The sequence below is a fragment of the Phormidium pseudopriestleyi FRX01 genome (assembly GCF_017313335.1).
GTDB classification, from domain to species: domain Bacteria; phylum Cyanobacteriota; class Cyanobacteriia; order Cyanobacteriales; family Laspinemataceae; genus Laspinema; species Laspinema pseudopriestleyi.
In genome coordinates, this window is the sequence record NZ_JAFLQW010000423.1 from 1 (window position 1) to 4,393 (window position 4,393).

Annotated in this window: 4 protein-coding genes and 1 pseudogene; 3 read left to right on the forward strand and 2 right to left on the reverse strand. The window is 45.1% G+C overall.

The window, feature by feature from the left end; genetic code table 11:
• The 3 genes and pseudogenes from J0895_RS15800 to purU form a co-directional block, all read left to right on the forward strand.
• Window positions 1–380, forward strand: a pseudogene (locus J0895_RS15800) (ABC transporter); the annotation flags it as partial.
• Window positions 381–405: 25 nt separating this feature from the next.
• Entirely contained in the window at window positions 406–1,218 is an 813-nt protein-coding gene (locus tag J0895_RS15805) for a DUF4340 domain-containing protein (protein WP_207089005.1), read from the forward strand.
• Between the two features lie 97 nt (window positions 1,219–1,315).
• Window positions 1,316–2,173, forward strand: a complete 858-nt coding sequence (purU, locus tag J0895_RS15810) for a formyltetrahydrofolate deformylase (protein WP_207089006.1) — start codon at window positions 1,316–1,318, stop codon at window positions 2,171–2,173.
• 226 nt (window positions 2,174–2,399) lie between these two features.
• Here purU and J0895_RS15815 read toward each other — a convergent pair whose 3' ends face one another.
• Window positions 2,400–2,795 (reverse strand): hypothetical protein, encoded by a 396-nt coding sequence (locus tag J0895_RS15815; RefSeq protein WP_207089007.1) that lies wholly within the window; start codon window positions 2,793–2,795, stop codon window positions 2,400–2,402.
• Between the two features lie 35 nt (window positions 2,796–2,830).
• Complete coding sequence (locus tag J0895_RS15820) at window positions 2,831–4,231, reverse strand: polymorphic toxin-type HINT domain-containing protein (protein WP_207089008.1); 1,401 nt, start codon at window positions 4,229–4,231, stop codon at window positions 2,831–2,833.
• Window positions 4,232–4,393 lie beyond the last annotated feature (162 nt).

The following is a 4,393-nucleotide window of genomic DNA, read 5'->3' on the forward strand; positions in this document are numbered from 1 at the left end:
CAACTCCAGAAGCAGCAACTCCAGCGGAAACCACGCCGGAAGCAGCAACTCCAGCGGAAACTCCAGAAGTAGAAACTCCGGAAGTAGAAACTCCGGAAGAAACGACTGGAAGGGAAGCTCGACTGGTGGTGATTGGCAACTCAGAATTTGCGATCGATGGGAACTTTCAATTGCAATTAAATGGAGATGTTTTCCTTAATTCTGTAAGCTGGTTAAGCAAACAAAATGAGCAAACCTTATCCATTCGTCCTAAAGCAGTTCTGAATCGTCGGATCTCGATGACTCCGCAACAAGCTCAACAGTTAGCTTGGGCTGCTGTGGGATTTTTACCCTTATTTGGATTGGTGACTGCTGCCGGTTTCTGGTGGAAACGACGTTAGATCGAAAGAGCAAACGACAAAAAAGATGAAATTTCAACGGTCTACTTTACTGCTGTTATTCCTGGCGGCCAGCTTCACAGGTGCGGTTTACTTTTACGAAGTGAATGTCGTGCCATCCCAGAAAGCGGCGCAGGAAAATCAGAAGCAAATTTTTACCTTTCAAGAAGACCAGGTAAAATCTTTTGTACTGACGACGGAGGAAAGAACATTGCGCTTTCAACGGGGGGCGATCGCAGAAAGTAGAGAACCGGGCGAACCCCTTTGGATTATGGAAGTCATCGAGAGTGCACCGAATCCTGTAGAAACCCTGACCCCCCAAACACCAGAAACACCAGAAACAACAGAAACACCAGAAACACCAGAAACACCAGAACTTGCTCCCGCGACACCTTCTATTCCCGCAACCTATCCTGCCAATGAAGCGTATGTGGCCTTCTTGTTGAATGAATTAGTCAGAGGAAAGAGCGATCGCCTTTTGAGCGCCACCCCCCAACAAATTAGAGATTATGGGTTAGAAAACCCCCAGGCAACCATCGACATTACCCTCAGAACCGGAGAAACCTATCAACTGGTTGTGGGTAATCGTGACTTTACCGGCAGTAATCTTTACGCCCAAGTTGATCCCCGCCGAGGTACCCTCACGGCGCAACCTGTTTTATTACTCTCAACTAACTTAGAAAATGCAGTCGATCGCCCCCTAGAAGAATGGATTCAAACACCCGAAGAAAGTATCGAACAAAATCGTAGCGTTCCTGAACCCTTCCCCGATGAAGGAGAGAATCAGCAATCGCCCATTCCCAACCCTTCCCAAGAACCAGAAGCGATCGATCCCGAATAAAAATACTGCCACAAACGCTCCCCTCCGGTCCCCTCCCCTTGGCAAGGGGAGGGTTAGGGTGGGGTCCCTCCGCTGATGTATTAGAGTGTATTAACTGATGACCAGTCCAACTGCAACGTTACTTGTTTCTTGTCCCGATCGCCGAGGATTAGTCGCGACGATCGCCAATTTTATCTATTCCCATAACGGGAATATTATTCATGCGGATCATCATACAGATTTTGCCGCTGGGTTATTTTTGACTCGAATCGAGTGGCAACTGGATGGGTTTGATTTACCCCGGGAGGCGATCGCCTCTACCTTCAAAGAAACCATTGCCGACCCCCTTGATGCCAATTGGCAACTGCATTTTTCCGACACCATCCCTCGCCTCGCGATTTGGGTGAGTCGGCAAGATCATTGCTTACTGGATTTGCTATGGCGGCAGAAGGCGAAAGAATTTCATTCATCCATTCCTTTAATTATCAGCAACCATTCGGACCTAGAAGAGATTGCCCAACAGTTTGGGGCCGATTTCCACTGTCTTCCAATTACAAAAGACAACAAAATTAGTCAGGAAGCCAAGCAGCTTGAATTACTGAAACATTATAACATTGATGTGGTAGTTTTGGCAAAATATATGCAGGTTTTAACTGCTGAGTTTGTCCAAAATTTCCGGACTGTGATTAATATTCACCATTCATTCTTGCCTGCTTTTGCTGGAGCAAAACCGTATCATCAAGCCTATAAAAGGGGGGTTAAAATTATTGGGGCTACAGCACATTATGTCACGGCTGACTTAGATGCAGGGCCAATTATTGAGCAAGATGTTGTCCGGGTCAGCCATCGAGATGAGGTGACGGATTTAATTAGGAAAGGCAAAGATTTAGAACGGATGGTGTTAGCGAGGGCGGTTCGTCTGCATTTGCAAAATCGAGTCCTGGTTTATGGAGATCGCACCGTCGTCTTTGGATAACGCTAGGCTATTGATACAGTAAAGATTAGAAACCGGGTTTCTGGACAAAAGTTTTATTAACTTGCCACCAATGAGGGGGAGAAAATCGGTTTCTGGTCCTAGAACTTAAGAGTTAACCCTAAGTTTTAGGCGGAATTTAGTCAGATTGATAATTGTTTTTATTGGGTATTTATTCTAGGCTGCTCTTAACTTTATTTTTCAGGGTATAATGCTTTTGACTTTAGTTTCACTGCAGATGTTTTAGTCTTTTAGATTTACATTTTAAGGCATGTCTAGCCAAGGTAACATCATTATCATTGAGAGTTTTATCTATCAATTCCAGAGGACAATCAGAACGCTTAAGAATGTCGAAGAGTATTGCTCTCCCCATCGAATAGTCAGAATCATTTTTTCCAATATAGTAAAGTATGTTAAACTTTTCTTCAGGGATAGAGTCATTGGCTTGCAGGAATAATCTGAAAGCTTTCCATCTATGATGTTCTGCTCTATGGTCTTCCCCTTTAATGTATTCTTTTTTTATTGAGGCAAAAACCTCAATATTTATTATTTCTGCTTCAATCCATTCTTCGCTAAATTGAAGTTCAGTAAAAAGAGGATCTTCAATTATTTCGTCGTAATTCATAATTAATTCCAAGTATAAACCATTGCTGAAGTAAACTATTCATCTAAATCATTGTACTTGAGCCAACGAATAATTTTTCTTAGCCTGTTGCGAATGAGTGGGAAATTTTCATCAATTACTTTCCGTTGTTTATTGGTTGGAGATGGGTCTCCTGGCATAGTTTCTCCATTAATTTTTATTCTGGTTTCTGGTCCACCACCTGTAATATGAACATGAGCTGGCGAATGATCGTTGCTTCTATAATTATGAACTATCTTGATTTCTCCCTGTTCGGCAATTACTTTATCTGGTAGTGTTAGCTCTGTATACTTTCCACCCTGTTTGCAATCAGCATTATGAACCAAAACCTCAAGGTCAGAGATAAAATAAGTATGAAAATCCTCAACCTCGAAGTTATAAACCTCAAAATCACCTTCCCTTTTCCCAATCCAATCGATATCAATAATAACACCATCTTCCGTCTGGAACAAGTCCCCAACCTGTAAATCCCCAGCCTCAACCCAACCCTTATCCGGCACCCAGAACGGATGCTCCTCAGTCGTCGAAATTACCTCCCCATCCACATACAAATCAACCAAAACATCTGTCTCGCGAACAAACGTCTGCAAAACCTGCCGCTTCTCAATCTCCCCAGGTGTAGTTGGGTTATCCGCAATAACCCAATCTCCAACCTTAATATCCTCAATATCCTTCTCACCCTCTGGCGTTAGAATCTCAGTACCGGCCACAAAACAAGCACTAGGATTAGGTAGATCCGTAGCCATCTGCGTCTTCTGAGAAGACCGCAGCATATCATCAACACTACCAGCCGCACGACCTACATCATCCGCTACCCCACCAGCAGCGCGATTAGCCGCCCGCATAGTTCCCAGAGAATTCGCAACACCCGCAACTGCTATTTCTGCATAAGGAGCCAAACTCAGCAAATTAAAGACATCGGTATAATCCCACTGACCGTCTGCCAAACCCATGCCAGCTTCATAAATCCCATACCCTTCTCCCGCCGCTGCAATACCCGTCGCAAAAGTCGTCCCCCACTTCGTCGCCCCCATCTGACCCGCAAGGGCAGCAGGTAACTTGAAACCCAGAATGAACGAGGTACTGATTCCCGCCAGATTTCCCATATTCCATAGGAACCCATGGTCGCCCTCCTGGACCTCCCCGTAATCCTCCCGGCGAATTGCCGTCGTAATCCCGCCCTCAACCCCATGCGCGTAACCCGCTACCCACTGGTCGAACATCACCAGCGCTTCATCCCCTGAGATGCTACCCCCATTTGCGTACTGACCTCCCACATACCCAAGGGAGGAACTCACACTCACCAGAATCGCACCAAAACTAATGCCAGTCACCACCTCTGACAACGTAAAATACCCAGTTGGGTCAGTATTATTAACCGGATTGCCATGAGCGTACTGATAGTCATGTTGACTCATGGGGTCATTTAAGAAACCTGCAAAGGCATCCTTAGAATTGACACTCCCACGTCTAAAGAGCGTGGGATTCTGTAAGAGTCCAGAATCTGAACCTTAAGGGCGTAGTCAATGCACCCCTACCAACTCCATCAAGATTCAATCCCAATGTTGTCGCTACTTTTC

Excerpts from the sequence above, each read along its gene's own strand:
- purU (WP_207089006.1), top strand. The coding sequence starts at position 1,316 with ATGACCAGTCCAACTGCAACGTTACTTGTTTCTTGTCCCGATCGCCGA.
- J0895_RS15815 (WP_207089007.1), bottom strand. The coding sequence starts at position 2,795 with ATGAATTACGACGAAATAATTGAAGATCCTCTTTTTACTGAACTTCAA.
- J0895_RS15805 (WP_207089005.1), top strand. The coding sequence starts at position 406 with ATGAAATTTCAACGGTCTACTTTACTGCTGTTATTCCTGGCGGCCAGC.
- J0895_RS15820 (WP_207089008.1), bottom strand. The coding sequence starts at position 4,231 with ATGAGTCAACATGACTATCAGTACGCTCATGGCAATCCGGTTAATAAT.